The sequence below is a fragment of the Bacillus sp. ABP14 genome (assembly GCF_001831375.1).
GTDB lineage: Bacteria > Bacillota > Bacilli > Bacillales > Bacillaceae_G > Bacillus_A > Bacillus_A paranthracis.
In genome coordinates this window covers 4908505-4935290 of record NZ_CP017016.1, presented here as the reverse complement: position 1 = coordinate 4935290, position 26786 = coordinate 4908505, and the positions used below count along the sequence as shown (strand labels likewise).

Genomic DNA, 26786 nt, shown 5'->3' with positions numbered 1-26786 from the left:
GTGAACTTGTTCTTAATTTAGGGGGGAGGGTTTCACAATGGCAAGTGTATATGAAAATAGTTATATGATCGTTTTGATTTTCTTGCTATTAGGCATATTGCTTCCGGTAGTGGCTCTTACATTAGGAAGGATGCTGCGCCCAAATAAACCAAGTGCAGCGAAAGCGACGACGTATGAGAGTGGGATTGAGCCTTTTCATGATGCAAATATTCGGTTTCATGCTCGTTACTATATTTTTGCTTTATTGTTTGTCATCTTTGATGTAGAAACTTTATTTTTATATCCATGGGCTGTTGCATATGACAAGCTCGGTTTATTTGCATTGATTGAAATGTTCATCTTTGTTGTAATGTTGCTAGTTGGGTTAGCGTATGCTTGGAAAAAGAAGGTGTTACAATGGTTATAAATTTTGAGGAATTACATCCAAATGAGCGAGCGGAATTAGAACGAAATATCTTTTTTTCTACATTGGAACAGTTGAAGGGATGGGCGCGAAGTAATTCTTTATGGCCAATGACATTCGGACTGGCATGTTGCGCAATTGAAATGATGGGAGTAGGTTCATCACATTATGATTTAGATCGATTTGGGTCATTTTTTCGGACTTCACCAAGGCAATCGGACGTTATGATTGTATCGGGAACGGTAACGAAGAAGATGGCTCCTATTGTTCGGCGCTTATATGATCAAATGCCGGAACCAAAATGGGTTATTGCAATGGGATCTTGTGCGACAGCAGGGGGCCCGTATGTAAATTCATATGCTGTTGTAAAAGGTGTAGATCAAATTGTACCAGTTGACGTGTATATCCCTGGTTGCCCACCAAATCCCGCTGCTTTAATTTATGGCATTAATAAATTAAAAGAAAAAATTCGTTACGAGGCAAAGACTGGGAAGCAGGTGACGAATAAATGAGTGATCCAAACAAAGATTTAGAGGATTTGAAAAGAGAAGCGGCTAGGCGTGCGAAAGAAGAGGCGAGAAAGCGTCTCGTTGCGAAACATGATGTAGAAATAAGTAAACTTGAAGAAGAAAATCAAGAAAAAGAGAAAGCGCTACCAAAAAATGATGGAATGAATTTGGAAGAAGCGAAACGTCGTGCAGCAGCGGCCGCAAAAGCAGCGGCGTTAGCGAAGCAAAAAAGGGAAGAAACAGAAGAGGTAACAGAAGAAGAAAAGGCCAAAGCAAAGGCGAAGGCAGCAGCAGCCGCAAAAGCGAAAGCAGCGGCGTTAGCGAAGCAAAAAAGAGAAGGAACAGAAGAAGTGACGGAAGAGGAAAAGGCCAAGGCGAAAGCGAAGGCAGCAGCGGCCGCAAAAGTGAAAGCGGCGGCGTTAGCGAAGCAAAAAAGAGAAGGAACAGAAGAAGTGACGGAAGAGGAAAAGGCCAAGGCGAAAGCGAAGGCTGTTGCGGCCGCAAAGGCAAAAGCAGCGGCGCTAGCAAAGCAGAAAGCTTCGCAAGGTGATGGGGATTCGGGAGATGAAAAGGCGAAGGCAATTGCAGCAGCGAAGGCAAAAGCGGTAGCGGCTGCAAGGGCGAAGACGAAGGGTGCTGAAGATAAGAAGGAAGAGGAAGCGAAGCAGGAAGAGCCATCCGTGAATCAACCGTATTTAAATCAGTATGTTGAAGTTATTAAGGGAAAAGTAGGAGAGGATGCTTTAGTAGATTGCTACATTAATAAACTTTCCAAAGATGTACCAACTCTTGTAGTGGAGCCATCAAAATATTATGAAGTAATGAAGTTACTGCGATCCCATGAGGTACTTGCATTTGATTATATGTCAGAGTTACATGCGACGGATTTTGTGACACATATGGAAGTGTATGTTCATTTATTTTCATATGGAAAGAAACAGTCAGTAGCGGTAAAGGTGAAGCTGGATAGGGAAGCGCCGCAAGTAGAATCGGTGACAGCGCTTTGGAAAGGGGCAGACTGGCCAGAGCGGGAAGCGTATGATTTGCTCGGCATTGTATTTAAGGGACATCCGAATTTATCGCGTATTTTAATGCCCGATGATTGGATAGGACATCCGCTTAGAAAAGATTATGAACCGTATGATGTGGAGGTGTAGCTAAATGATCCGTACGGAAGAAATGCTTTTGAATGTAGGTCCTCAGCATCCGAGTACACACGGTGTGTTCAGGCTTGTTATTAAAATTGACGGGGAAATTATTAAAGAAGCTACACCGGTTATTGGATATTTGCATCGCGGGACCGAAAAGATCGCAGAGAGCTTACAGTATACGCAAATTATCCCTTATACAGATCGGATGGACTATTTATCGGCTATGACGAATAATTACGTCATTTGCCACGCTGTAGAGACGATGATGGGGCTTGAAATCCCAGAGCGAGCTGAATACTTGCGAGTACTTGCAATGGAACTTGGAAGGATTGCGAGTCATCTCGTTTGGTGGGGGACAAATCTTCTCGATATAGGAGCGGTCAGCCCGTTTTTATACGCGTTCCGTGAGCGAGAGATGATTATTAATTTATTAAACGAATTATGCGGTGCCCGGCTTACTTTTAACTATATGAGAGTCGGCGGTGTAAAGTGGGATGCGCCGGACGGTTGGATTGAAAAAGTGGAAGAATTTGTTCCGTATATGAGAGAGCAATTGGCGGGTTATCATGATCTCGTTAGTGGCAATGAGATTTTCTTAAATCGTGTAAAAGGCGTTGGCATATATAGCGAAGAAGATGCAATTTCGTATTCTTTAAGCGGAGCGAATTTGAGGTGCACCGGAGTAAATTGGGATCTTCGCAAGGATGAACCGTACTCCATTTACGACCGTTTTGATTTCGATATTCCTGTTGGGAGTGTGGGGGATGCTTGGGATCGCTACGTTTGCCGCATGAAGGAAATTGAGGAGTCGTTAAAAATTGTCGAGCAAGCTGTCCAGCAATTCCCGAAAGAAGGAGCAGTACTTGCGAAAGTACCGAAGATTATTAAGGCTCCTAAAGGGGAAGCATTCGTCCGTATAGAGTCGCCGCGAGGAGAGATTGGTTGCTATATTGCTAGTGACGGAAAGAAAGAGCCATACCGCTTGAAGTTTCGCAGACCGTCTTTTTACAATTTGCAAATTTTACCGAAGTTATTGAAAGGTGAAAACATCGCCAATTTAATTACGATTTTAGGCGGAGTGGATATTGTACTTGGGGAGGTTGATGGCTGATGATTGAAACGCTCTTACAATCACCTTCTAGCTGGACGAATTTCTTCATTTTTTTCGGATTAGCGGTGCTGCTATTATTTGCAGTCCTTGGCTTCGTTACATATGGTATTTTGGCAGAACGGAAAGTGATGGGTTTTATGCAAGGGCGGATTGGGCCAAACCAAGTCGGGGGCCGGTTTGGTCTGTTGCAAACGGTAGCCGATGTTTTAAAACTATTATTGAAAGAAGATAGTATTCCGAAGGCGGCAGATAAACCGTTGTTTATATTAGCACCTGTCATTGCGTTCGCACCAGCATTTATGGTGCTTGCAGTCATCCCGTTTACTGATAAATTTCAGTTCGCAGATATTGGCGTAGGCTTACTGTATTACATTGCTGTTTCTGGCATTACGACGATTGGCGTCGTAACCGGAGGATGGGCATCGAATAATAAATATTCCCTTTTAGGGGGGATGCGTGCGGCGGCGCAAATGATTTCTTATGAAATTCCGCTCGTAATGAGTGTAATTGGGATCGTTTTGTTAGCTGGTAGCCTAAATTTAAATGAAATCGTAGCAGCGCAGGAAAATGTTTGGTACATTTTCGTGCAACCAATCGGTTTCGTCGTATTTTTAATCGCGGCGGTAGCAGAGTTAAATAGGACGCCGTTTGATTTACCAGAAGCAGAATCGGAACTTGTTTCTGGATATCATACGGAATACTCAGGGTTTCGCTGGGCGTTTTTCATGCTTTCAGAGTACGTATATTTCTTCGGGATGGCATCCTTAATTACTGTGCTCTTTTTAGGCGGATGGAATCCAGTTATGTTCCTTGGATTCATCCCAGGTGCCGTATGGTTTGCTTTAAAGTTTAGCAGTGTAGTCTTTCTATTAATTTGGTTCCGCGTTACGTTTCCACGTATAAGAGGTGACCAGTTAATGGAGTTTGGCTGGAAAGTATTATTGCCAATTGCACTTGCAAATATTTTCTTAACGGCATTGATTAAGGAGTTATTCTTCTAATCTATGAGGGGGGTGCCAGTAAGAGATGAAAGGACTATTTAAAGGACTAAAATATACATTAAGCAATTTGAGTAAAAAGAAAGTGACGTATGATTATCCGAATCAACCGTTGCCATTGCCAGACCGGTTTCGAGGGATTCAAAAATTTTATCCAGAAAAGTGTATTGTTTGTAACCAGTGCTCCAATATTTGTCCGACAGACTGTATTCAGTTAACGGGGAAAAAACATCCGGATCCTACGAAAAAAGGAAAAATTATCGACACGTACGATATTAATTTTGAAATTTGTATTCTTTGTGATTTATGTACAGAAGTTTGTCCGACAGAAGCGATCGTTATGACAAATAACTTTGAACTCGCGGAATATTCACGGGATGACTTATTCAAAAATTTGCAGTGGCTTGATGAAAACGACGAAAACGTCAGGAAGGAGAATAAAGCATGAATGGCGAGTTTATAGCATTCTTTATACTATCCTTGTCTGCAATTATCGGCGGTGTTCTTATGTTGAATGTAACGAAGGTCATGCATATGATGCTAGCTCTCGTTCTAACATTTCTCAGCATTGCAGGTTTGTACTTTCTTTTATCAGCTGAATTTATCGGGGTTGCACAAATTTTACTTTACTCGGGTGCGATCACAATTATTATGATTTTTGGCATTATGTTAACGAAACATAACGCAGAAAATGAATCACGTCTTACTCTTCGAAAATGGATTATCTTCTTTGCGGTTGTAGCATTTGGGGCAGTTATGTATTTCGCTGTTAACAATATTGATTTTGCAAATGAAAGCACACAAGGAAGTTTACCTCTCCATGAAAAAAACACACTTCAAATCGGTACACTTCTCTATTCAAAATATATTATTCCATTTGAGCTAACCTCAGTTATTTTACTTGTAGCACTTGTTGGCGCAATTATTCTTGCGAAGAAGGATGAGAAAGAGGAGGATTCCAATGAGTAGCGTTCCTGCTTCTGCGTATTTAACGCTTGCGATTATTTTATTTTGCATCGGTTTGTTTGGAGCTTTAACGAAGCGCAATACAGTAATTGTATTAGTTTGTATTGAATTAATGCTGAACGCAGCCAATTTAAATTTAGTAGCGTTTAGTAAATTAGGTTTGTTCCCAAATTTAACAGGGCAAATTTTCTCTCTGTTTACGATGGCCGTAGCAGCAGCGGAGGCGGCGGTAGGACTCGCCATTTTAATTGCTTTATATCGTAATCGTACGACAGTTCATGTAGATGAAATGGATACGCTTAAAGGGTAACATTGTGACCGAAAAGGGGGAAGGAAACAATGATCGATTATGCATGGCTCATACCGCTTTTCCCGCTTGTTTCGTTTTTGTTATTAATTATATTCGGGAAGAAAATTAGAGAAGGAAGCAGTGTACTTAGTATTTTCTTCGTCTTTCTCTCCTTTATATTTGCGGTACTTGTATTAATAGAAAGATTTACGACAGTACCAGTGAAGCATAAGTGGGTATGGCTTAGAGCTGGAGATATTGATATATCATTTGGCTTTGAAGTGACAGCATTAGGGGCTTTAATGCTGTTTATCGTTACCCTTGTGAGTTTACTTGTACATGTGTATTCGAAAGGTTATATGAAAGGTGAGGAAAGATTACCAACCTTTTATGCTTATTTAGGGCTCTTTACATTTGCGATGCTCGGGCTTGTTATATCACCGAATTTATTACAGCTTTATATATTTTGGGAGTTAGTCGGCCTTGGTTCGTTCTTACTCATCGGTTTTTATTTCTTTAAAGAAGAAGCGAAGGCTGCTGCGAAAAAAGCTTTTATTATGACACGTATTGGCGATGTCGGTTTATTTATTGGGATGATCTTAATTTTCTGGCATGCAGGTAGTTTTGAATATGACGCAATTTTTAGAGCGATTCATACTGGGGATCTTACCTCTACGATGATTACAATAACAGCGATATTAATTTTTATTGGTGCAATGGGGAAATCAGGTCAGTTCCCGCTTCATACGTGGTTACCGGATGCGATGGAAGGACCGACGCCTGTTTCGGCACTTATTCATGCGGCGACGATGGTCGCAGCTGGCGTATATTTAGTGGCAACGATGTTTCCGTTATTTTCAGCAAGTGCGGTGGCGATGCAGACGGTAGCAATTGTTGGAGCCTTCACTGCAATCTTTGCAGCTTCCATCGGTCTTGTACAAACGGATATAAAGAGAGTACTTGCTTATTCTACAGTTAGCCAGCTCGGGTATATGATGCTTGCACTAGGATCTGCTGGTTATGTAGCAGGTGTGTTCCATTTAACGACACATGCCTTTTTTAAAGCGCTACTATTTTTGGCAGCAGGAAGTGTCATTCATGCAGTGCATACGCAAAATATTAATAAAATGGGCGGTTTACAGAAGAAGATGAAAGTAACAGGTGCACTATTTTTAATCGGTACACTTGCAATTAGTGGTGTGCCACTCCTTTCCGGTTTCTTTAGTAAAGATGAAATTTTAGCGGCAGCTTGGATGAACGGCAATTACGTTTTATTCGTCTTAGCGATACTTGCAGCATTCCTAACAGCATTCTACATGTTCCGCCTATACTTTCTTGTCTTTATGGGGAAAGCGAAGACGAAGGAAGATGTGCATGAATCGCCCCGCATCATGACGTATCCGATGATTGTCCTTGGCGTTCTTGCAGTCGTGGCAGGCTATATAAATACACCGTGGTTTGGAACGTTTCTCGGAGATTGGCTTACGAAAGATGTAGCGTTTAAAGTGCGAGAGGCGCACGGGCCAGTTTGGATTATGATTGTTGCGACGCTCGTTTCTTTGACAGGGATTGCTCTTGCATATGGCATATATGGCAAGAAATCTATTGCTAGAGATTGGGCTGGTGGCGAGGACTCGCCTCTTTATAAACTTTTGAAAGAAAAATATTATGTGGATGAACTATATAATATGACGGTGCTTCCTATTACGAAAGGACTCGCTCATGTGCTTCGCCTATTTGAATTGTATGTAGTCGAAGGAATTGCTGTTTTAATAGGGAGTTTAGTGAAAGGGATAAGTGCAATTGGCTCTAGACTCCAAAGCGGAAATGTACAAGTGTACGGGACTGTAACAGCTGTTTCACTTGCAGTACTCTTCATTATTTTGCTCTATACGGGAGGGGATTTACGATGAATGATTTGTTATTAACGTTCTTCATTTTTTCCCCGCTTTTAGGAATTCTCTTACTTACATTAACACCGAAAAAAGAATCACGTACAGTGCGAGCGCTCGGTTTATTTGGAACGGTGCTTCCATTCGGAATGGCTATCGTCCTCGCTTGTACATATGCTTCCGGAAAGAGTTTGTCTCTATTTGATGAAAAAGTGAAATGGATTAAATTTGGGGATTTTGCAGCGGTGGATAAAAGTTGGTTTTCCATTTATTACGAGCTTGGTATTGATGGTTTATCGCTCGTTATGATGGTACTGACGGCCCTTCTAGCGATGCTTGCAGCAATTGCAGCATTTACGATTAAAAGGAATTTGAAAGCATTTTATATGCTGTTACTCATGTTAGAAATAGGGATGCTCGGTGTCTTCGCTGCTCAAAATTTAATGTTGTTCTTTATCTTCTTTGAAATTACATTGCCACCGATGTTTTTATTAATTGGGAAGTGGGGGAAATTGTCGAGTGAAAAGGCTGCTTATAGTTATTTAATATATAACGGTATTGGCTCCGCTATTTTGCTTATCGTTTTCTCGGTTTTATTTGCGAAAACAGGTACAACCAATATTACAGAGCTTAAAGAAATATTAACGAGTGTAGGTACTGGGGGAGGAATGGCTGTCTCAAGTAGCTTACAGTTCGGCTTGTTTCTTAGCATAATGATCGCTTTTGCAATTAAACTACCCGTTTTCCCGTTACATCGCTGGATGGTCAATGTACATATTGAATCACATCCGGCTGTTGTTATGCTTCATGCAGGTGTTTTACTGAAGATTGGAGCATACGGTATAATCCGCTTCGGACAGGGACTATTCCCGGAATACTTTCGCGAGGTTGCAACGCTCATTGCGATTTTAGGAGTCATCAATTTATTGTACGGAGCCTTCTTGGCGCTCATTCAAACGGACTTCCGGAAGGTGCTTGCTTACTCTAGTATTTCACATATGGGTATTGTATTAATGGGCCTTGGGGCGTTAAATGCACCAGGTACACAAGGCGCTCTATTCCAAGTTGTTTCGCACGGTTTAATTGCAGCTTTACTCTTTTTTTTACTTGGTGTTATAGAACAGCGCTTTGGAACGTCGGATATTACAGCACTTGGCGGACTTGCAAAAAGTGTACCGGTACTTAGCGGATTCTTCTTAGCGGGAGGAATGGCATCGCTTGGATTGCCGGGGATGTCCGGATTTGTTAGCGAATTTCTTGCCTTTCTCGGTTTATTCCAAGGAGAGCCAGTTATTGCTGCGGCCGGAGTACTTGGCATCATTTTAACCGCTGTATATGTATTAAGAGCAACACTGCAAGTAACATTCGGTGAGAAAGAGTGGGAAGCGAAAGCTGATATACACGGATGGGAGTATGTCCCGATTTTGCTACTTATCTTCTGCATTATTGCAATTGGAGTAATGCCAGAAATACTAGGGGATCCGCTTCAAAATACATTGAAAACACTGGGGGTGAAGTAGGATGGATATGAATACGTTACTTAGCTTATCATGGCATCTCATGGTGCCAGAATTCATTATTCTCGGAGCTGCCATCCTTCTTTCCATATGTGATTTGTTTTTTAAGCTGAACCATAGATACGTAGCGCTTGGTGCCATCGCGGCGGTCGTATTAGCAATCGTGTCACTAATTACGCTATATAGCGAATCAGCAGGAGATATTTTAAATGGATCGTTTGTGTTAGATGGATTTTCAAAAGGATTTAAAACGTTGTTGTTAGGCGGTGCTGCCCTCATTTTATGCATCGCAATGAGCGATGATAAGAAAAATCCAATTGAAGATAAGGGAGAATATTATTACTTATTTTTAATGGCGCTCCTTGGGGCGATGTTTATGGCTTCTAGCGTTGATTTCATTACACTTTTCGTCGGTTTAGAATTGCTTTCACTTTCTTCCTACATTTTAGTAGGAATACGAAAAAAGAACCGTGCATCAAATGAGGCAGCAATGAAATATGTCATTAATGGAGGAATTGGAACGGCAATTACGCTCTTTGGAATGAGTTATTTATACGGCATTACAGGATCAACTAATATTGTGGATATACAAAAGGTATTTGCTGGGGAACTGGCTGGTGGCATTCAATTATTGCTAGCTCTTGCATTTCTACTATTACTCGTTGGGCTCTCATTCAAAATTGCTACAGTGCCGTTTCATATGTGGGCGCCTGATGTGTATGAGGGAGCGGCTACACCTGTTACTGCTTTTCTTGGAACGATTTCTAAAATTGCTGGGTTCTTACTCATTATCCGTCTGTTCCTCATGGTTTTTGCAAGTGTATCGGTGCAAGGAGACATGCAATCTTTATACGGACGTATGAGCATATACATCGCTGTGCTAGCTAGTATTACGATGATTATTGGAAATGTAGTCGCATTAAAGCAATATAACGTAAAACGCTTATTTGCTTATTCAGGCATCGCGCATGCAGGATATTTACTCGTACCGCTTGTAGCATTATCGCCATTTACGATGGATAGCATGTGGTTTTACATGCTTGCATATATGCTTATGAATATAGGCGCGTTTGCAATTATCCACGGCTTAATCTTACAAAGCGACAAAGAAAATATGACCATTTTCACTGGATTATATAAAAGGTCGCCATTTACAGCGATCGTGATGACGATTTTTATTTTATCGCTAGCGGGGATACCAGGAACAGCTGGTTTCATTGGGAAAATTAACATCTTTTTAGGGGCCCTTCATGTAGAGCCAGCTCATTACGTACTAGCTTCTATTATGATGGGGACGACAGTCATTTCATTCGTATATTATTTCCGTATTTTACAGCAAATGTTTTTCCGTACAGGAGAAGTAGAAGAGAAAATTCGTTTGCCACTCAATATAAAGGTTGTGATGAGCCTTTGCGCAATTTCAATTGTAATACTAGGGATTATGCCGATGGTTGGGTACAATTTCTTTTATGAATATTTTCCATTAATGAAAGATTTCTTCTTCTTAGGGAACGTGGTACAATAGTGAAAATAAAAGGTGTGGAGTCGTTACTCTGCGCTTTTTATTTTGTGTGAACTACGATTGAAAATGCATATAAGTATACGCTTTTAAAGAGAAAATTACGATGTAAAATGTAAGATGCTTATTTGTATTTGAAAAAGTGTGGCTCCTACTTATTATGGTATCGTTTTTATAGTATTTCGTAAGTAGTAGCTGGGTAAAAAGGAGTCGGTTTTTTGGCACATCTTTTAGGGCAACAAGCACTGATTGCCATCGTTTCGCATTTATTGTTTATTACCATTACGTGGTGGGCCTTACAAGGTATTCACATTGAGCGTTTAATGAAGCCTGGAAAGGTGATGCAGACGAGAGTATTACTCATCTTAATTACAATTGCAATTGGGACATCTGTAAGTAACTTTTTCCTTGATTATTTAGGCTATTCAAAGAGTTTAACGTATTTAGTAAAGTAAGTGTATAGAACCTCAAATCTCCGTTAACAATGGGGATAGGAGGGGATGAAATTGAAGCTTAAAGCCATTCTTATTGTTGCACTTAGTGTTGTTTTATTTTTGGTTGGATATAGAGAGATGAAACCGATAAGCGATGAACAGAAGATGGAGAACATGATCGCAGCTGTAGAGAAAAATGATGCTAAAGTAGAGAAATGGTCATGGTTAGCACGAGAAACAAAAACAATTTCTAATATACATACGTTTCAAAAGTTGTTAAACGATGTGAAGGATAAGGCGAATATTCAAAAGTGGGAATTAGAGCAATCTCCAGATGGATATAAAGCTACATCCTATAAAAAATTTTCTTCCTATGAAGAACGAGTAGTAGTAACTTGGAGTAAGGAAAATACTAAAGAAAACACTTTCATTATCTTTGAAGTAAGCGGGGCAAAATGGGACCCGAAGTATATTCAGAAAACGAATAAAATTTTTAGTGAAAAACCTATAATTTACACTTGTGTTCAAGGTGTACTGAATGATAAGATTGAAGGTGTTTTGCAAAATAAAACCAATCAGGTTTTGAAAGATCTTTCAGCAAGAGCGATCGAACAGATAGAAGAAAGAGCATTTGTGTCAGTCTCCGCATACAATAAAAAGTGGGATGACGCTCTTTCAACAAATAGAGAGAAAATAAATGTGCAAATAGCAATACGTTCTACAGACAACAAAGATACAATTGTGGTTGGCACACCGATCATAACTTCTGAGTATTGAGTGAATAGATACTGAAAAAAGGACACGGAGGGGAATAATTTGGAAAAGATCATCGTCCGTGGCGGAAAGCGGTTAAACGGCACAGTGCGTGTTGAGGGCGCAAAAAATGCTGTATTACCTATAATCGCTGCAGCCCTATTAGCGAGTGATGGAAAGAATGTACTATCTGAAGTACCAGTTTTGTCTGATGTATACACAATTAATGAGGTATTACGTCATTTAAATGCTGAAGTCGTATTTGAAAATAACCAAGTAACAATCGATGCTTCTAAAGAGCTAAACATTGAAGCACCATTTGAATATGTACGTAAAATGCGTGCATCTGTTCAAGTAATGGGACCTTTATTAGCACGTAACGGTCGTGCTCGTATTGCACTTCCTGGTGGATGTGCAATTGGTTCACGTCCAATTGACCAACATTTAAAAGGCTTCGAAGCAATGGGAGCAAAAGTACAGGTTGGTAACGGTTTTGTTGAGGCATACGTTGAGGGAGAACTAAAAGGAGCTAAAATTTATTTAGACTTCCCAAGCGTGGGCGCGACAGAAAACATTATGTCTGCAGCTACATTAGCAAAAGGGACAACAATCCTTGAAAACGCAGCGAAAGAACCAGAAATCGTTGACTTAGCTAACTTCTTAAATGCGATGGGAGCGAAAGTACGCGGAGCTGGAACTGGAACGATTCGTATCGAAGGCGTTGATAAATTATATGGTGCAAACCACTCTATTATTCCTGACCGTATTGAAGCGGGAACATTCATGGTTGCAGCGGCAATTACTGGTGGAGACATCTTAATTGAAAATGCTGTGCCTGAACATTTACGCTCAATTACAGCGAAGATGGAAGAAATGGGTGTTAAAATTATTGAGGAAAATGAAGGTGTACGTGTTATCGGCCCAGATAAGTTAAAAGCGGTTGATATTAAAACTATGCCTCACCCAGGTTTCCCAACAGACATGCAATCACAAATGATGGCATTATTACTACAAGCTGATGGAACAAGTATGATTACAGAAACGGTATTTGAAAACCGCTTTATGCACGTTGAAGAATTCCGTCGTATGAATGCTGATATTAAAATCGAAGGTCGTTCTGTTATTATGAACGGTCCAAACAGCTTACAAGGTGCTGAAGTAGCAGCAACTGATTTACGTGCTGCAGCTGCATTAATCTTAGCTGGCTTAGTATCAGAAGGTTACACTCGTGTAACTGAGTTAAAACATCTTGACCGTGGCTATGTAAACTTCCATAAGAAATTAGCTGCATTAGGTGCAACTATTGAACGTGTAAACGAAAAAGTAGAAGAAGTGAAAGAACAAGAAGTTTCTGATCTTCACGCTTAATTGAAATAGTCTCTATGTCTTTTGACATAGAGGCTATTTTTTTGGGCTTATTACTGTTATAGTCAAGAAATTCTATACTTATGCACGTACCAGTAAAAATATTTAGAAAATTTTTGTTTTATATGGTTCCCCTTAAGTATGTTCTAAAAGAAAGAGTTGTTCCATAAGAATGAATGGAGTAAAGCTTTTTCATATTGGGGGAAATAAGATGAAATTTTCAAAGCCACTTTTTATTACAGTAGCGCTTCTCATAGCGCTCGTTATCATTGTACCTGCTGTTCTTGTGATTCCGTTTGCGAAAGCAAAAGTAGAGGAAAAAGCAGCTTCTAAAACTCCTCCAGCGATAGAAAGTATACCAGCTCCAGGGAAAGTGGATACAGCGGTTCAAGTTGCTGTATATCGCGAGAAACAGAAAAAGGTAGAGTCATTACCTATGGAGGAGTATGTGACCGGTGTAGTAGCTTCTGAGATGAATGCCAGTTTTGAAATAGAGGCGCTAAAGGCGCAGGCATTAGCAGCGAGAACATTTGTCGTGCAGCGTATGCTAAGCGGAGGTAAGAAAAACAATGCGGACGTGACAGATACGGTGAAAGATCAAGTGTACAAAAGCAAAGAAGAATTGAAAAAACAATGGGGCAATAACTACGAAAATAATTTGAAGAAAATCGAAGAAGCTGTTTCGAAAACCGCAGGACAAGTTTTAACGTATGACGGAAAGCCAATCTCAGCATCATTCTTCTCAACGAGTAATGGCCGGACAGAAAATGCAGCCGATTACTGGGGAAATGATTATCCGTACTTAAAGAGTGTAGATAGCCCGTGGGATCAAGCCTCTCCGAAATTTACGAGCGAGCAAACCTTTACCGTAGCTGACTTTCAAAAACGTCTCGGCGTGAAAGTGCTAGCAGACGGAAAAGTTGGAAATATTAAAGATCTTACGGAAGGAAAGCGCGTAAAGGATGTAGCATTTCAAGGGAAAACATTAACAGGAAAGGAAGTTCGTGAAAAGTTAGACTTACGTTCTTCCGACTTCACGTGGAAACAACAAGGGGATAAAATCATCGTTACGACGAAAGGCTTCGGCCACGGCGTTGGTATGAGCCAATACGGAGCGAACGGCATGGCAGCAGAAGGCAAGAAATATACAGATATCGTCGCTCATTACTATAAAGGTGTTGAAATAAAGACGATGAACGATTATGAAGGTAAGTTGATGGTGAAGAAGTAGAGTAAAAGGGACCGTCCTAAGAGGTATGTTGGGACGGTCCTTCTTTTTTATGACACTTCATAAAATATCAAAAATTTCCATTAATTGTTTGGTATAATATGATAAAAAGCATTCGGGGGAGACGAAATGGTGTTATTGGGGTTGAAACAGTTAGGGAAGACGAACCAGTTACCGGTAATTGAGCTAGAGGTTGAGAAGGGGCAATGTGTTGTTTTGCAATGTAATAACCATACAGCTAAAGTGTTACACCGCATTATTATTGGTGAGGAAGAAGCTTCAACTGGCAATGTGCTATTTGAAGGTGAAGCGATTGGAAAGAGAAATTATTCTCGCATCGGCTTTTGTTTTTTGAAAGATGAAGCATATGATCGTTTGAAGGTGAAGGAATACTTTAATTTTTTAATAGGGCTGTATGAATCGAATATGAGTATAGAAGAAGTTGTACAATATGTCGGCCTTTTAGATAAATTAAACGTTAAAATAGAAAAACTATCATTTTCAGAGAAACGTCGTCTTCATATTGGGCGAGTGATGATTCATAATCCGGATTTAGTCATTTTGGAAGAACCAGAGCAAAATGTAGATACAGAGAGTACGATTATGATTCGAAAAGCAATTATGAAAATGAAAGAGCAAGGAAAGGCGATTTTTATTACATCATCTTTCCTATCGGACGCCCTTTCGTTAACAGAAGATGTATACATATTAAACAATGATGGTGTGAAAAAAGTAGAAATTGAACAAGAGGAAGCAGAAGAAGTCGATGAAGAAAAAGTCGTTCAAATGATTCCGCAAATGAAGTTAGAAAGAATACCAGCGAAAGTAAACGATAAAATCATTTTATTAGATCCAATGGAAATCCATTTCATTGAAACACAAAACGGAGTAACACATATTCACGTTCGTGAAGGTGATTTCGTATGCGCATTAACATTAAGTGAACTAGAAGCGAGATTAACAGGTTTTGGTTTCTTTAGATGTCATCGCTCTTACCTTGTGAATTTACAAAGGGTGCGAGAAGTGATTACTTGGACTCGTAACAGTTTCAGCTTAATTTTAGACGATGAAAGAAAAAGTTCAATCCCGCTTTCAAAAGGACGAATGGATGAATTAAAAAGCGTGATTGGGCTATAAAAAGTGCTCCAATAAGCTCAAAATACGATTCATTCACCGGTAAAAATACTCCTTTTACCGGTATTTTACTGCGTAACCTCTTTGTTTTTCATATGATTGAGTCAAGAAAAGCGAAACAAATAAACGAAAAGCGCTAAAGCGACTTTCATCTATAAAAGAAAAAATAAAGGGGATGACGAGATGACATTAGCAATTGAAATGAAAGATGTAATGAAAAGTTTCAATGAAAAAACGGCACTTCGAAATGTAAATATTGAGGTGAAGCAAGGAGAAATTTTTGGATTCCTTGGACCGAGTGGATCTGGAAAAACGACAACAGTAAAAATATTAACTTCTCAATTACTTCATAGTGTCGGAACGGTAAGAGTATTAGGAAAAGATATTACAGACCCAAGCAGCATCGATTACAAACGAATTGGTATTTTAACAGATAATAGTGGCTTATATGAAAGACTTAGCATTTATGATAACTTACTATTATTTTGTGACTTATACGATTGCAAAAAAGAACGAATCGAAGAAGTACTAGCGCAAGTGAATCTATTAGATGATAAAAAAACATTAGTAAAGAAACTATCAAAAGGAATGAAGCAGCGCGTCACATTAGCAAGAGCAATCCTTCATAAACCAGATATCCTCTTCTTAGACGAACCAACATCTGCACTCGATCCAGTTAACGTACAAAACATTCATAAAATCTTAAAAGACTTAAATAAAGAAGGAACGACAATTTTCTTAACGACGCACAATATGGAAGAAGCAGAGACGCTCTGTAATCGCATCGCCTTTCTATGCGGTGGAGAAATTGTAGCACTTGATACACCAGAAAACCTACGCTTACAATATGCAAAAGACCAAATCCAAGTCGTATTAAAAGATAAGCAAAAAGAAGTGGTGCAAAAAGATGAATTAGGTGCAAAACGCATTTCAGAATGGATGAAAAAGGGCGAATTACTATCCATTCATTCACACGAACCAACGCTAGGCGATATCTTTATTGAAGTTACTGGGAGGGGATTATAATGACATTTTCAATGAGAAGATTTTCAGCTATTTTTCGCAAAGAGGTACAAGATATTAAAGCAAATTCATCTATGCTCTTAATGGCAGCAATGCCAATTATATTTTCCTTTGTTTATCAACAGATGGATGGGCCGAAAGATCAAATAGCTAGTATGTTAACTTTAATGGCTTTAACGATGGTAGGAAGTTTTGTTCAAGCGTCTTTAATTGCGGAAGAAAAAGAAAAGCATACGCTACGTGTGATGATGTTATCACCAGCATCATCTTTAGAAGTATTACTAGGAAAAAGTGCATTAACGGCTCTTATTACATTTGTAATTTGTATTAGTAACTTTGCTATTTTAGGTGTGTTAAAGGGAAATATGGTTTTAATCGTTCTATTTTTACTTGTTAGTATACTTTTCTTCCTTATGCTAGGTACGGCAATTGGATTAATATCTAAAACAATGGCATCAACATCGGTAATAGGTATGCCAGTTCTAATTATTTTTCTTCTAGCTCCGATGTTAGGAGAATTTATTAAAAGTGATTTTTTGAAAAAGGCAATCAATTTTATTCCAACGAAACATCTTGCAGATGCAATGCCAAAGATGCTGGCTGGAAAAGGTTTTTCAACTGTTAGTGGTGATTTAATAAATATTATAATTTGGTGTGTCCTTTCCATTATTCTTTGTATGGTGGTTTACAAAAAGAAACAAATGGACTAAAAACTGAGCCAAAACGCTCAGTTTTTTCTTTTTTCAATCATTTCCTCGGAAATTTTACAATTCCTATACATATTTTTACAGATTTTGTCGAAAAGTAATTAGTTATAGGTTGTATAGGATGCGTGAATATTGTTCAAAATGATTGCTGAGGTGATGATGGAATGCGAGGAAGAAATAATAAAAAGTCGCAAAAGGTAGTACATTTATTTCAAAAAAGATGGGTATTTCCGGCACTATACATTGCTTGTGCAGCGGTAATTTTAATGGTTGCACTATGGTTCCAAGGAGCTAATCCGAAGAAGACTCCGAACCAAGATCAAGCAACGCCGTATACACAAACGGAAGATCCAGCAGTACCAGTAACGAAGTCTTCAGAAGTAGTGAAAATGCCAGCTCCTGCTAATGCGGAAGTAGTTGTACAGAAGAAGTTCTATGAAGATGCAGCAACTGAGGCGGAACAAGAAAAAGCACTTGTCTTTTATAACAACACATATTCCCCGAACAAAGGAATTGACATTGCTGCGAAGAATGGAAAAGAATTCAATGTTACAGCTGCTTTAAGTGGTACAGTAACGAAAGCTGAAAAAGATTCACTTCTTGGTTATGTTGTAACAGTTGATAGCGGAAATGGTGTAGCAGCTTCTTATCAAAGCTTAGGCAGTGTAAAAGTAGAAAAAGGTGCACGAGTTGTACAAGGTGAAGTATTAGGAAAATCCGGTCTAAGTGCAATGAATAAAGAAGCAGGTTCTCACGTTCACTTTGAAGTACGTAAAGACAATGTGGCTGTGAACCCTGAGCGCTACTTAAATAAGTCAGTAGCAGAAATTAAAGCTGATGCAGGTGCTACAAAGGCAACGAACGCTTCTGGTAAAAAAGCTGATGACAAATCTCAAAAAGAAGAAAAGTCAACGAGCACGAAACCAGAAAGTAAAACAGAAGACAAGTCTCAAAAAGAAGAGAAGTCAACTAGCGGTTCAACTAGTGACAAAAAAGAAGAACCGAAGAAAGAAGAAAAATCAACAAATGGTTCTACAGAATCATCTAACGATTCTTCTTCGCAAGAATAAGAAAGTGAAAAAATCAGTTCTCACTAGGAGAGCTGATTTTTTTATTTCCATATAAAAATACTCAATTTCGAGAAAAAAGTTGCAATAACAAGGAAAAATGACGAGATTCTCGAATATATATTACAAAAGGGAGGGGATACTGTGTCATTTTTGTTTGTTCTGTCGACTGCTATTATTTTATTGTTTGTTTTATTTACTTTATATTATTACATTGCCGGTAAGAAAGAGGTTCCCCACCATCAATTGTTAGAAGAAGAGTTAGAACGAGAAGAATGACACTCTAAGAAAGAGTGTCTTTTTCTTTTGGTACACCTATTGGAATTTTTAAAGCTAGGTCGTATAATACTAATTGTGATTTTTTTACATAAGAAAACGATATTTGAATACAGTAGGGCTCTAAAATACTGTGTTTTTTTGTTGTGGTTGAGGGGGAAGTTTTAAATTGAAAGCAAGAGAAAGCAAAAGTTCGAAAAAATTATTTATTTTAATAGCGGTTGTAGTAGCGCTAATTGCTGGGATTGGATTTTTTATTTTTAATAAAATGAATGCTACAGGTAAGCAAGAGAAAGTGCCCGTTTTATTATATCATCATTTACTAAAGGGAACTGAAAAAGAAAATAGTGAAGCTTTTAAAAATAAAGGAACAGTTTTAGCGGTGGAGCAATTTGAGAAACAAATAAAATATTTAGCGGATAATAATTATAGAGCAATTACTGCAAAAGAATTAGAGGGATTTATAAAAAATAAAAAGAATCTTCCAGAAAAAAGTGTTTTAATTACTTTTGATGATGCATCAAAGTCAAATTATATTTATGCATATCCTATCTTAAAAAAATATAAAATGCATGCGATTTCCTTTGTTGTTACATCAAGAATTAACAAGCAAGAAGAGAAATTTGATCCTAAGAAAATTCAAGCTCTAAGTAAATCTGAAATGGATAAAATGCGAGATGTTTTTGAATTTGGTAGCCATACTGATTCTCTGCATAAATTAGAAAAAGGAGAAGCTGTGGTACTTAATAAGAATAGTGCGGAAATTAAAAGTGACATTTTAAAGAGTAAAGACGCTTTAAAGACAGATTACCTTTCTTATCCGTTTGGAAAATACAATGATAAGATGGTTAAAGAATTAAAGGATTCTAAATTCCAGATGGCATTTGTAAACACATCTGATTATGCTACTAAAGAAAGTGATATATTAAAAGTTAATCGTTTTGTTATTAAGGCAGATTTAGATATAAAAGCATTCACTGAAATAGTAAAAGGGAACTATGGTAAACAAGATAAATAATCGAGATAAAGAGTATGTGGTATTTGATTTCAATTAAATACCACATGCTCTTATTTTTTTATCTTAAGGTGTTTTGTGCTGATATTGGGTTACGTATAGATAAAATACTAAATTTGTAGCATCTTCTCTGTAAAAATATTGAACATGTAGCATATATCAGTAGCACGGGCAATACAATGGTATAAACCAAAGCAAAGAGAGTGTTTGAGGTGAGAAATCGTGAATCATTTCATTATAAATCCAAAAATGTTTAACGCTTACAAACAGCACTCACACTTACTTCTAAGTCGTATGCAGCGAAGCTCATTTCACACTTCTCACATCCAATTTAGGGAGGCGAGTGGTGTGCACGATTACATCAAAGAGAGAACTATCAAGATTGGTAAGTATATCGTGGAGACAAGAAAGACAGTGCGTGTCATTGCAAAGGAATTTGGGGTATCAAAGAGTACAGTCCATAAAGATTTAACAGAACGTCTACCAGAAATTAATCCAGAGCTCGCAAATGAAGTGAAAGAAATTCTTGATTATCATAAGTCTATTCGTCATTTAAGAGGCGGAGAAGCAACGAAACAAAAGTATAGAAAAGAAGATGTAGAAAAGCCGGTACGTCAATAAAGGTACAATCGTGAACATTCCATTTCAATTCGGTAATATTTTTCAGAAGAATTCTTTTTGCGAATATTACGTTTCTGTTAAATTTATGATAAAATCAGAAATTAGGTGTAAAAGAATTCGGGTGTAACCTGATTTTGAATATCGAGGAGGAAAAAACGGGAATGTTTGCGCGAGATATCGGAATTGACCTAGGTACGGCTAACGTATTAATCCATGTTAAAGGTAAAGGTATTGTATTAAATGAGCCATCTGTTGTTGCTATTGATCGTAACACAGGTAAAGTATTAGCAGTAGGTGAAGAAGCAAGAAGTATGGTGGGACGTACGCCTGGTAATATTGTAGCCATTCGTCCACTAAAAGATGGTGTAATCGCAGATTTCGAAATTACAGAAGCAATGTTAAAGTATTTCATTAACAAATTGGACGTAAAGAGCTTCTTTTCAAAACCTCGCATTTTAATTTGTTGTCCAACAAATATCACATCAGTAGAACAAAAAGCAATTCGTGAGGCTGCTGAACGTTCAGGTGGTAAAACAGTATTTTTAGAAGAAGAACCAAAAGTAGCCGCAGTTGGTGCTGGTATGGAAATCTTCCAACCAAGTGGTAACATGGTTGTTGATATTGGTGGAGGTACAACGGATATCGCTGTACTATCTATGGGTGATATTGTTACCTCTTCCTCTATCAAAATGGCTGGCGATAAGTTTGATATGGAGATCTTAAACTACATTAAACGTAAGTATAAGCTATTAATCGGAGAACGTACTTCAGAAGATATTAAAATTAAAGTTGGTACAGTATTCCCAGGTGCACGTAGCGAAGAACTTGAAATTCGCGGGCGTGACATGGTAACAGGTTTACCACGCACAATTACAGTATGCTCTGAAGAAATTACAGAAGCATTAAAAGAAAATGCAGCTGTTATTGTACAAGCTGCAAAAGGCGTACTAGAGCGCACGCCACCAGAATTATCTGCGGACATTATCGATCGTGGTGTTATTCTAACAGGCGGTGGAGCTTTACTACACGGTATCGACATGCTTCTAGCAGAAGAACTAAAGGTACCAGTATTAATTGCTGAAAACCCAATGCACTGCGTTGCGGTTGGTACAGGTATCATGTTAGAGAATATTGATAAATTACCACGTCGTGCTTTGCGATAAATATTAAACTAATATGTTGTGAAATACTGTAAACCTTAAACAGTTGGCTTTATTATCTACTGTTTAAGGTTTATTTGTATTGGATCAATTAGTAGTAAATATTGATAAATTTACGTTTTGCTTATATTTATATATTCCATTGTATTTATATTAGGGGTGAAAAGTTAAATTATCAATTAGAAAGGTTCAATTTTGTCAGATTTAGTGATATCCTTGTATTTGTAAATTTAAAGCGAACTTTGTAAATTTAAAGCGAATTTTGTTAAAAAATAGTAAAAATAGACAGTGATTAGGTGAAATAGAATGGGGTATTATTTGATATGGGAGGAAGAAGGGACATAGATAAATGAAGAAGGTGTTAGTAATAGCACAAAATTTTTATCCGGAAATTGGAAGTGCGGCAAATAGAATAAAGAATATTTATTTGGAATTAAGTGAAAGAGGATACGATGTTACAATCTTGACTACTGATCCAAGATATCCAAATGAGAATTTATATAAAAAGAAGGAATTTTGGGATGAAGAATCGATAAATAGTGAAGATGTTATAAGAGTAAAACCAAGAGTGAAAAAATACACAAATAATATGCTAAGAAGATTATTTTTGTATTTAGAAATCACAATGCTTTTTATTATGGCTATATTCCGTATGGATAAAAAATATGATTATGTATTCGTTTCAACTCCACCTATTTTTATTGGTATAGCAGGCTTTTTTGCTAAAAAAAAGTTGAAAGCTGAATTATTATTAGATGTACGTGATTTATGGCCGGAATCATTGTTAGGAGTTGGAGTTTTTGCAAATCGATTTGTATTATCGATAGCATATGCTTTAGAAAAGATGTTATATCGTGTAGCTGATCAAATTATTGTAAATAGTGCAGGGTTTATTCCATACCTGGAGTTAAAAGGGGTTAGACGTGAAAAAGTATCATTTATGCCAAACTCTTTAACAGAAGAAGAATTACATATGATAGAAACTAAACAAGCTATAACTGATTCAAGTACTAAAATAGTTGAAGTAATTTATACAGGAAATATAGGGTTAGCTCAAGATGTATTAAAGTTGATCGAGGTGGCTGAATATCTACGAGAAAAGGAAAATATTAAATTTAAAATAATTGGTTATGGGTTTAAAAGTTATCAGGTGGCTGAGGTTATTAAAGAAAAAAAACTTTCTAATATAGAAATTATTAAAGCGAAAAGTCGTAATAAAACCCTAAAAGAAGTTGCAAAGGCACATATTGCATATGTTAGTTTAGTAGATGAAAAAGTATTTCAAACCGTTTTGCCAGGGAAGGTTATTGATTATATGTGTATGAAAAAGCCTATTATTGGAGATGTGTCTGGATATGCTGAGAAAGTTATTAATGAAGCTCAATGTGGTTTGATTTCAAATGATCGAACAGTTAAAGAATTAGGAGAGCACATTATCAAACTAGCTGAAAATGAGATATTGCGTAGAAAAATGGGAAACAATGGGCATGAATTTGCTTTCCAATATTTGAGGTGGAAAAATAATATTAAAGTATTAACAAGTTTAATGGAGGAAAATGATGCCACAGAAGAAAGTATGTATGTTCGTATGGAACCACTTCACAAATGACGCTCGTGTATTAAGAGAATGCACGGCTTTAGCTGAAGAGGATTATGAAGTAGACTTGATTTGTATTCATGATTGGAAACAAAATGATTTACCTAAATGGGAGATACGAAAAGAAGGATTTACAGTAACACGTGTAAATAATCGACTATCTCTTTTACAAAAAGTCTTGGGTGCAGCAAAACGAGTAAAGCAATTAATAACGAAAAATATAGTTACAATGTTTTTATTTGGAGTAATTGCAGCACTTTGTTTGTGGAAATTCCCAATGATAACATGTTTGATATTGTTATTTGGTGCATTATTTTCTATGAGAAAGCTACGGACATTAATTGTACGCTCTTATATATTGATTCAAATGGTTAAGGTTGGTCTGAAAAAAGAATATGATTTCTATCATTCCAATGATTTAAATACACTACCACAAGGATGGCTTTGTGCGAAAGTATTTAGAAAGAAGAAATTAATCTATGATTCACATGAGGTACAGACTAGCCGCACTGGATACAATAGTAAAATTTATGGGATTATGGAGAAATTCTTCCTGAAATATACAGATGTGATGATTATGGAAAATCATACTCGTGCAAAATATGCGGAAGATTTATATGGCTTCTACCCTAAGGTCATTCATAATTATCCTTTTGTAACACAACCAGAGGACAGTAATTCGATTAATTTGCATGAAGTGTTAGAGATTTCACAGGAAGAGCCTATCTTATTATATCAAGGCGGAATTCAAGTGGGTAGAGGTTTAGAAAAGCTAGTACAAGCAGTTCCAATGTTTAAAAAGGGCACACTTGTATTTATTGGTGATGGACGTATTAAACCTGAGTTACAGAAGATGGTATTGGATTTAGGTTTAGAAAATAAAGTAAAATTCATTCCGAAAGTACCTGTGAATGAATTATTACACTATACGAAGAACGCTTATTTAGGTTTTCAAGTTTTAAATAACGTTTGTTTTAACCATTATTCAGCTTCATCTAATAAACTATTTGAATATATGATGAGCGGGGTTCCAGTTGTTGCTTGTAGTTTTCCAGAGATACAACGTGTGGTGGAAAATGAATATGTTGGGATTTGTATAGATTCTCATAATCCGGCTTCCATTGCTGAAGGAGTAAACTACATACTAGAACATCCAGAAGAGAGAGAGAAAATGAGAGAAAATAGCTTCATTGCCCGTAATAATTATAATTGGGAAAATGAAAAAGAACTCTTTATAAAAATATATAAGGATTTGGAATAATATAGGGGAAAATATTTTTGATTTCTACGTTACCATATGAACTAAAAGATGGGAATGAGGGTTTCTTGAAGAAAGTAAAGCTAAGTGTAGTAATTACAAATTATAACAAAGAGCAATATTTAGCTCAGTGTTTACAATCTGTTGTTGAACAAACATTAAAGGGGATTGAAATTATTGTTGTTGATGATGGCTCAACCGATAATAGTATGAAAGTATTGGAGCAGTATGAAAAGCAACATAATAATTTGAAAGTTTATAGACAACAGAATGCTGGTGTGAGTGCCGCTCGTAATGCCGGATTACAAAAAGCAAACGGGGAATACGTTACATTTTTAGATGCAGATGATTATGTGCATTTAGCTGGATACGAGAAAATGTATGAGGTTGCGAGCGAAAATAATGCAGATATGGTTATTGCCAATATTATTTGTTTTAATGAATATAAAAATTGGCCACTTTCATATATGAAAAAATTATTTAATAAGGAATTCCCATTGATTAGAAATATTGCGGAGAACTTAGAATTACATCTCACTCCATCCACGAGTAATAAGATATTTAAAAGAGAAATGTGTGTCCTTAATAATATTCATTTTGATGAAGATCTTTGGGTAGGGGAAGACTTGCTATTTACCCAACAATGTTTGTTGGTTGCAGAAAGGGTAATCGTACGCGAGATACCCTTGCTTTATTATAGGATAGTAGATAACGATAATAATAACCTATCTAAAAATGCAACGATTATGTTTTTTAATCAGTTAGTTATATTACAAATGAAATTAACAGCCATGTATATAGAGAGAAAAAGGCTTGCATTAATCCATACTATAGAGGCAAGACAGTGGAAATTCTTTGTGGATTCTATTGTTTTAAAGGGAAAAGATTTTTCAAATGAAAAGCTTTTAGAAGTCATTCGACTTGGAAATAAGTTTCTATCAAGCCTAATTAGTTTTAAGCATGTAGAAGATTTTAATGTACGGGACAAATTAATAACTGAAATGATAAAAGAAAATGATTATAAAGGTTTAGAGAAATTATTAAATATCTTTCAGAATGAATTAATTTCAAAAGAACATGTATATGAGAATGGAAAATATTATTATTTTTATTATCAATTTTTCCCTCGATATAAAGAATTATTACAAGTTAATAATTTAACTGTAGTTCATAAAATAGAAGGAATAAAACTTCGTAAAGAGATTCTTACAATTAGTGGATATGCATTCGTTGAAAATGTATCAACTAAAAAAATAAAAAAAGAATTAGTATTTTATAAAGATGGAACCACTAAAACAATTCAACTAAAAAACTCCTTACGTACGGATATATCATACTTATTTTCTAACAATACCATTGACTATAATGATGCGGGATTTGAAACAATAGAAGTCAATGTAAGAGATTTGTTAGAAGAGGGAGAATGGAAAATATCAATACGCCTCAGCATAGGGAAAACTGTTATTGAAGAACCGCTAAGGGTTCTGTTAGCACAGTTACGCAATAATACAAAGTATCAAAATGAAAATTCATTGGATATTAAGGTACTATATAAAAATAGTGAAGCTACAATTCAAATTTGTAAGTCTAACTATGTGAAGAGAATGATGAATACATATAGTGAAGTTAAGCGAGCAATTCGTTATGATTTAGGGTTATTTAAAAGAAAAAATTATAAAGCATTACTTGCAATTATATTCTATAAATTATTTGGATCATATTTTCGTAGAAAGAATATATGGTTAATTGGTGAAAGAGAAGATACAGCACAAGATAATTCCTATCACTTATTTACGTATATTCGAAAGAAACACCCGGATGTTCCAGTTTTTTATATTATTAATAAGAAAAGTAATGATTATAAAAATATTGAAGGATTAGGTAATGTAATTCAATACGGAAGTTTTAAACATACATTCTATTTGTTGATTTGTAATAAAACAATTAACAGTTATTCAGAAACAGCCAATATGTATACAGATGACTATAAACACATTTTAAAGTACTATCCCGAATGGCAGCAAAATAAGAAGATTTTTATTCAACATGGGGTTATAGGTGTAAGTCGCGTAAATCATGTGTTAAATAAAAATCGAATGGGCTATTCTCTATTTGTTGTGTCCTCACAGTTTGAAAAGGAGCATATCATCAAAGAATTTGGATATGAGGAAGATGAGGTAATCGTAACAGGGCTTGCACGTTGGGATGCCTTAAAGGATGAAAGTAAAGGGAATGAAATTTTACTTATGCCAACTTGGAGAAGTTGGATTAAAACGAAAGACCAATTAATGGAATCTAAGTACTGGCAGACATATATGTCATTTTTAAAAAGTAAAGAGCTTCATCAGATGTTAGAAGAGAAAGACATGAAATTGACTTTCTTTCCGCATTATCAGACTCAAAAATTTGGTGCAGAAACACCTGTATTTCATGAACGAATCAAGGTCATGAAACAAGGTGAAGAAACAGTGCAAAGTCTATTAAAACGACATCGTTTACTAATTACAGATTATTCTACAGTTTCATTTGATTTTGCTTATATGAATAAGCCTGTTATTTTTTTTCAGTTTGATTATGATGAATTTTATTCTAAACACTATAATGAAGGCCCGATTAATCATAGGACAGAATTGTTTGGAAAAAGAGTAGAAACTGAAAAAGATATATATCTTTTACTAAATGATTTTGAAAGTTCATTGCAAAGTCTTAATTTGGAGCAAATAAATAAGTACGTTATTAAGCCAAAAGAGTTACATTGTCAAATGTTATTCGAAAGTATAAAGGGAGTGTAGA

Annotated in this window: 26 protein-coding genes; all 26 read left to right on the top strand. The window is 36.8% G+C overall.

Features of this window, described 5'->3' with window-relative positions:
* Window positions 1-37: 37 nt before the first annotated feature.
* Window positions 38-406 (top strand): NADH-quinone oxidoreductase subunit NuoA, encoded by a 369-nt coding sequence (gene nuoA, locus BGI23_RS25810; protein ID WP_016718997.1) that lies wholly within the window; start codon window positions 38-40, stop codon window positions 404-406.
* Window positions 397-915, top strand: a complete 519-nt coding sequence (gene nuoB / locus BGI23_RS25805) for an NADH-quinone oxidoreductase subunit NuoB (RefSeq protein WP_000236331.1) — start codon at window positions 397-399, stop codon at window positions 913-915. The genes nuoA and nuoB overlap by 10 nt, the downstream gene beginning before the upstream one ends.
* The gene (locus tag BGI23_RS25800; RefSeq protein ID WP_070807223.1) at window positions 912-2069 is read left to right on the top strand and encodes an NADH-quinone oxidoreductase subunit C; all 1158 of its coding nucleotides are present in this window, start codon (window positions 912-914) and stop codon (window positions 2067-2069) included. The genes nuoB and BGI23_RS25800 overlap by 4 nt, the downstream gene beginning before the upstream one ends.
* A gap of 4 nt (window positions 2070-2073) precedes the next feature.
* Window positions 2074-3174: an NADH-quinone oxidoreductase subunit NuoD gene (nuoD, locus tag BGI23_RS25795; RefSeq protein ID WP_000621448.1), complete on the top strand. Its 1101-nt coding sequence runs from the start codon at window positions 2074-2076 to the stop codon at window positions 3172-3174.
* A complete protein-coding gene (nuoH, locus tag BGI23_RS25790) occupies window positions 3174-4175 on the top strand; it encodes an NADH-quinone oxidoreductase subunit NuoH (protein WP_000573430.1) in 1002 nt (333 codons plus the stop codon). The genes nuoD and nuoH overlap by 1 nt, the downstream gene beginning before the upstream one ends.
* A gap of 25 nt (window positions 4176-4200) precedes the next feature.
* Window positions 4201-4620, top strand: coding sequence for an NADH-quinone oxidoreductase subunit NuoI (gene nuoI / locus BGI23_RS25785; protein ID WP_000677191.1), 420 nt, complete (start codon window positions 4201-4203; stop codon window positions 4618-4620).
* On the top strand, window positions 4617-5141 hold the full coding sequence (locus tag BGI23_RS25780; protein WP_001012806.1) for an NADH-quinone oxidoreductase subunit J: 525 nt from the start codon (window positions 4617-4619) through the stop codon (window positions 5139-5141). Before nuoI ends, BGI23_RS25780 begins: the two co-directional genes overlap by 4 nt.
* A complete protein-coding gene (gene nuoK, locus BGI23_RS25775; protein WP_000100078.1) occupies window positions 5134-5448 on the top strand; it encodes an NADH-quinone oxidoreductase subunit NuoK in 315 nt (104 codons plus the stop codon). The genes BGI23_RS25780 and nuoK overlap by 8 nt, the downstream gene beginning before the upstream one ends.
* A 29-nt stretch (window positions 5449-5477) precedes the next feature.
* Window positions 5478-7340: an NADH-quinone oxidoreductase subunit L gene (nuoL, locus tag BGI23_RS25770; RefSeq protein ID WP_070807222.1), complete on the top strand. Its 1863-nt coding sequence runs from the start codon at window positions 5478-5480 to the stop codon at window positions 7338-7340.
* Window positions 7337-8839, top strand: coding sequence for an NADH-quinone oxidoreductase subunit M (locus tag BGI23_RS25765; RefSeq protein ID WP_070807221.1), 1503 nt, complete (start codon window positions 7337-7339; stop codon window positions 8837-8839). Before nuoL ends, BGI23_RS25765 begins: the two co-directional genes overlap by 4 nt.
* Window positions 8840-8846: 7 nt before the next feature.
* Window positions 8847-10361, top strand: coding sequence for an NADH-quinone oxidoreductase subunit NuoN (gene nuoN, locus BGI23_RS25760; protein ID WP_070807337.1), 1515 nt, complete (start codon window positions 8847-8849; stop codon window positions 10359-10361).
* A gap of 212 nt (window positions 10362-10573) precedes the next feature.
* Window positions 10574-10810: a DUF1146 family protein gene (locus tag BGI23_RS25755; protein ID WP_000940742.1), complete on the top strand. Its 237-nt coding sequence runs from the start codon at window positions 10574-10576 to the stop codon at window positions 10808-10810.
* Between the two features lie 51 nt (window positions 10811-10861).
* Window positions 10862-11566 carry a YwmB family TATA-box binding protein gene (locus BGI23_RS25750; protein WP_000767902.1) on the top strand — a complete coding sequence of 235 codons (705 nt, stop codon included), beginning with the start codon at window positions 10862-10864 and terminating at the stop codon, window positions 11564-11566.
* Between the two features lie 39 nt (window positions 11567-11605).
* Complete coding sequence (murA, locus tag BGI23_RS25745) at window positions 11606-12910, top strand: UDP-N-acetylglucosamine 1-carboxyvinyltransferase (RefSeq protein WP_000411263.1); 1305 nt, start codon at window positions 11606-11608, stop codon at window positions 12908-12910.
* 208 nt (window positions 12911-13118) lie between these two features.
* Complete coding sequence (gene spoIID, locus BGI23_RS25740; RefSeq protein WP_070807220.1) at window positions 13119-14138, top strand: stage II sporulation protein D; 1020 nt, start codon at window positions 13119-13121, stop codon at window positions 14136-14138.
* Window positions 14139-14264: 126 nt separating this feature from the next.
* Entirely contained in the window at window positions 14265-15272 is a 1008-nt protein-coding gene (locus BGI23_RS25735; protein WP_070807219.1) for a LytTR family transcriptional regulator DNA-binding domain-containing protein, read from the top strand.
* A gap of 180 nt (window positions 15273-15452) precedes the next feature.
* On the top strand, window positions 15453-16295 hold the full coding sequence (locus BGI23_RS25730) for an ABC transporter ATP-binding protein (RefSeq protein WP_070807218.1): 843 nt from the start codon (window positions 15453-15455) through the stop codon (window positions 16293-16295).
* Window positions 16295-17002: an ABC transporter permease gene (locus BGI23_RS25725; RefSeq protein ID WP_070807217.1), complete on the top strand. Its 708-nt coding sequence runs from the start codon at window positions 16295-16297 to the stop codon at window positions 17000-17002. Before BGI23_RS25730 ends, BGI23_RS25725 begins: the two co-directional genes overlap by 1 nt.
* A 161-nt stretch (window positions 17003-17163) precedes the next feature.
* A complete protein-coding gene (locus BGI23_RS25720; RefSeq protein ID WP_070807216.1) occupies window positions 17164-18069 on the top strand; it encodes a stage II sporulation protein SpoIIQ in 906 nt (301 codons plus the stop codon).
* Between the two features lie 141 nt (window positions 18070-18210).
* A complete protein-coding gene (locus tag BGI23_RS25715; protein WP_000008903.1) occupies window positions 18211-18345 on the top strand; it encodes a hypothetical protein in 135 nt (44 codons plus the stop codon).
* Between the two features lie 166 nt (window positions 18346-18511).
* Window positions 18512-19360, top strand: coding sequence for a polysaccharide deacetylase family protein (locus BGI23_RS25710; RefSeq protein ID WP_070807215.1), 849 nt, complete (start codon window positions 18512-18514; stop codon window positions 19358-19360).
* A gap of 345 nt (window positions 19361-19705) precedes the next feature.
* Window positions 19706-19978, top strand: a complete 273-nt coding sequence (gene spoIIID / locus BGI23_RS25705) for a sporulation transcriptional regulator SpoIIID (RefSeq protein WP_000544012.1) — start codon at window positions 19706-19708, stop codon at window positions 19976-19978.
* 161 nt (window positions 19979-20139) lie between these two features.
* The gene (mreB, locus tag BGI23_RS25700; protein WP_000457986.1) at window positions 20140-21141 is read left to right on the top strand and encodes a rod shape-determining protein; all 1002 of its coding nucleotides are present in this window, start codon (window positions 20140-20142) and stop codon (window positions 21139-21141) included.
* Window positions 21142-21487: 346 nt separating this feature from the next.
* On the top strand, window positions 21488-22747 hold the full coding sequence (locus BGI23_RS25695) for a glycosyltransferase family 4 protein (RefSeq protein WP_070807214.1): 1260 nt from the start codon (window positions 21488-21490) through the stop codon (window positions 22745-22747).
* Entirely contained in the window at window positions 22698-23996 is a 1299-nt protein-coding gene (locus BGI23_RS25690; protein WP_070807213.1) for a glycosyltransferase, read from the top strand. The genes BGI23_RS25695 and BGI23_RS25690 overlap by 50 nt, the downstream gene beginning before the upstream one ends.
* A gap of 17 nt (window positions 23997-24013) precedes the next feature.
* Window positions 24014-26785: a bifunctional glycosyltransferase/CDP-glycerol:glycerophosphate glycerophosphotransferase gene (locus BGI23_RS25685; RefSeq protein WP_255369069.1), complete on the top strand. Its 2772-nt coding sequence runs from the start codon at window positions 24014-24016 to the stop codon at window positions 26783-26785.
* Window position 26786 lies beyond the last annotated feature (1 nt).

Excerpts from the sequence above, each read along its gene's own strand:
- nuoH (WP_000573430.1), top strand. The coding sequence starts at position 3,174 with ATGATTGAAACGCTCTTACAATCACCTTCTAGCTGGACGAATTTCTTC.
- mreB (WP_000457986.1), top strand. The coding sequence starts at position 20,140 with ATGTTTGCGCGAGATATCGGAATTGACCTAGGTACGGCTAACGTATTA.
- BGI23_RS25765 (WP_070807221.1), top strand. The coding sequence starts at position 7,337 with ATGAATGATTTGTTATTAACGTTCTTCATTTTTTCCCCGCTTTTAGGA.
- nuoI (WP_000677191.1), top strand. The coding sequence starts at position 4,201 with ATGAAAGGACTATTTAAAGGACTAAAATATACATTAAGCAATTTGAGT.
- nuoN (WP_070807337.1), top strand. The coding sequence starts at position 8,847 with ATGAATACGTTACTTAGCTTATCATGGCATCTCATGGTGCCAGAATTC.
- BGI23_RS25800 (WP_070807223.1), top strand. The coding sequence starts at position 912 with ATGAGTGATCCAAACAAAGATTTAGAGGATTTGAAAAGAGAAGCGGCT.
- nuoB (WP_000236331.1), top strand. The coding sequence starts at position 397 with ATGGTTATAAATTTTGAGGAATTACATCCAAATGAGCGAGCGGAATTA.
- BGI23_RS25780 (WP_001012806.1), top strand. The coding sequence starts at position 4,617 with ATGAATGGCGAGTTTATAGCATTCTTTATACTATCCTTGTCTGCAATT.
- BGI23_RS25725 (WP_070807217.1), top strand. The coding sequence starts at position 16,295 with ATGACATTTTCAATGAGAAGATTTTCAGCTATTTTTCGCAAAGAGGTA.
- nuoK (WP_000100078.1), top strand. The coding sequence starts at position 5,134 with ATGAGTAGCGTTCCTGCTTCTGCGTATTTAACGCTTGCGATTATTTTA.
- BGI23_RS25690 (WP_070807213.1), top strand. The coding sequence starts at position 22,698 with ATGCCACAGAAGAAAGTATGTATGTTCGTATGGAACCACTTCACAAAT.
- BGI23_RS25695 (WP_070807214.1), top strand. The coding sequence starts at position 21,488 with ATGAAGAAGGTGTTAGTAATAGCACAAAATTTTTATCCGGAAATTGGA.
- BGI23_RS25730 (WP_070807218.1), top strand. The coding sequence starts at position 15,453 with ATGACATTAGCAATTGAAATGAAAGATGTAATGAAAAGTTTCAATGAA.
- nuoL (WP_070807222.1), top strand. The coding sequence starts at position 5,478 with ATGATCGATTATGCATGGCTCATACCGCTTTTCCCGCTTGTTTCGTTT.
- nuoA (WP_016718997.1), top strand. The coding sequence starts at position 38 with ATGGCAAGTGTATATGAAAATAGTTATATGATCGTTTTGATTTTCTTG.
- BGI23_RS25720 (WP_070807216.1), top strand. The coding sequence starts at position 17,164 with ATGCGAGGAAGAAATAATAAAAAGTCGCAAAAGGTAGTACATTTATTT.
- BGI23_RS25735 (WP_070807219.1), top strand. The coding sequence starts at position 14,265 with ATGGTGTTATTGGGGTTGAAACAGTTAGGGAAGACGAACCAGTTACCG.
- spoIID (WP_070807220.1), top strand. The coding sequence starts at position 13,119 with ATGAAATTTTCAAAGCCACTTTTTATTACAGTAGCGCTTCTCATAGCG.
- nuoD (WP_000621448.1), top strand. The coding sequence starts at position 2,074 with ATGATCCGTACGGAAGAAATGCTTTTGAATGTAGGTCCTCAGCATCCG.